The organism is Thermogutta sp., assembly GCF_014359955.1.
GTDB lineage: Bacteria > Planctomycetota > Planctomycetia > Pirellulales > Thermoguttaceae > Thermogutta.
Genome location: NZ_JACIYL010000997.1, coordinates 1 through 1,386 on the forward strand (window position 1 = coordinate 1; position 1,386 = coordinate 1,386).

At 56.9% G+C, this 1,386-nt stretch carries 3 protein-coding genes; 1 reads left to right on the forward strand and 2 read right to left on the reverse strand.

All coding sequences use genetic code 11. The features are described 5' to 3' along the window. Positions 1-198, forward strand: a 198-nt coding sequence (locus tag H5U08_RS18865) for a hypothetical protein (RefSeq protein ID WP_297036724.1), incomplete at its 5' end; no start/stop codon positions are given. A gap of 96 nt (positions 199-294) precedes the next feature. On the opposite strand, the gene H5U08_RS18870 is transcribed toward H5U08_RS18865, so the two are convergent. Next, positions 295-903 (reverse strand): hypothetical protein, encoded by a 609-nt coding sequence (locus H5U08_RS18870; RefSeq protein ID WP_297036727.1) that lies wholly within the window; start codon positions 901-903, stop codon positions 295-297. Positions 904-926: 23 nt separating this feature from the next. Then, a complete protein-coding gene (locus tag H5U08_RS18875; RefSeq protein WP_297036730.1) occupies positions 927-1,220 on the reverse strand; it encodes a hypothetical protein in 294 nt (97 codons plus the stop codon). Between the last annotated feature and the right edge of the window lie 166 nt (positions 1,221-1,386).

Genomic DNA, 1,386 nt, shown 5'->3' on the forward strand with positions numbered 1-1,386 from the left:
AGGGCAAGGGAGTGGACTGCAGAACGTATCGCGGCGGCCGAACATTTCTTCGCAGCTCAGGAAGAACTTCAGCGCAAAGTGTGGGGACTGGGGCCATTGCGACATATTTTTGCCCGCCGCTTCACGCCGTTACCTTGGTATGCCAGTTGGGCAGAGTTTCGGAAAAAGCAAGCTTCTGCGATTTCTGATCAGCAATAAGGCCGATCGTGCAAAACAGTTCGATGAAACCCTGGTCGACACGGTTGAGACTTAAGGCGTTGTAAGGTTTCCTGTCCGTTCGCGCTGTTAAAGTGTTTACGGGAGGGCCGACGGGTTGGCTGTGTCCACGCGATCGAAGAGGGAACGTTTCAGTAAGAGAAAATTTTGGCCGCGGAACTCGGTCACAGTGCCCCAAACTTTCCAGAAAACATTTCCGGCGTAGGCGCTCTGAACGCGAAGCAGCCGCTCAAGGGCGAGGTTCTCCAGGACGACGAGTCGATGCTTGCCGTCCTCGGAGAAGAACATGTAGCGATCACCCGCGGGCCGGAGCGTGCCCGTCATCGCCTCAAGCGCTGTGCCCTCGCGAAGCCGTGGCTGGGAATCGTTCGGACCTGCTCTACTCGAACTGGACCGCGGATCGAAAGTGGTAGACGGGATTTGCGGATTAAACGGATCTCCCGACCCGTTGCCCTTGTCCTCGCTTTTGGTAGACGAAGTCTCTCCCCAAACTTTGGGTGTCGCCTTGAGGATTCCAAGGGCGGCCAACCACCGGCCCAGAATCCGCCAAAAGGACCGTCGATCGATCGTGCGGATAACTGTTGCAGATGAAGGAGTGCGGTCGGAATGAAACGGCGGCCTGTTTTCGCTACTTTCCAGCGGACGGTTGGTCAACACGGCACCAAGTCGGACGTGAACAATTGACATGACCGCTGATCACTACCTCATATTCAGCCACCGGGTTTGGGCAGCGCGAGACTGTAGAGTACGAGAACCGAACCGGCGGAGAGCATCGCGTAGCCAAGCCATTCGGGCGGTCGCACGGTTTTGGGAGGAAGGTTGGTCTGCACACCGGTTACGGCGGCAACGGCATCGCTGGCAGTCGCTACGGGATGGCCCGTCCGTTCGGCCAGGAATTTCGTTGCCTCTGGCGTGAGGACCACGGAGTCGATCATCCGCAATTCCAGCCCGAAAAAGAGCAGGAACAATCCCAGCATGTAATAATGGTACCGGTTCAGTTCCATGGCCTGCCGACCCTCGCCAGACTTCTATTCCCGTGGACAGTCGCCAAGGTTCCGCGTGAAGACCGTCAACGATGCTCGTCTGAAGAATCTGTGTTAACGGGTTGCTAATGAAACACCCAACGTGGCGTGTCCTGGTACATCATCGGCGAGAACGCTCTTGGCGATT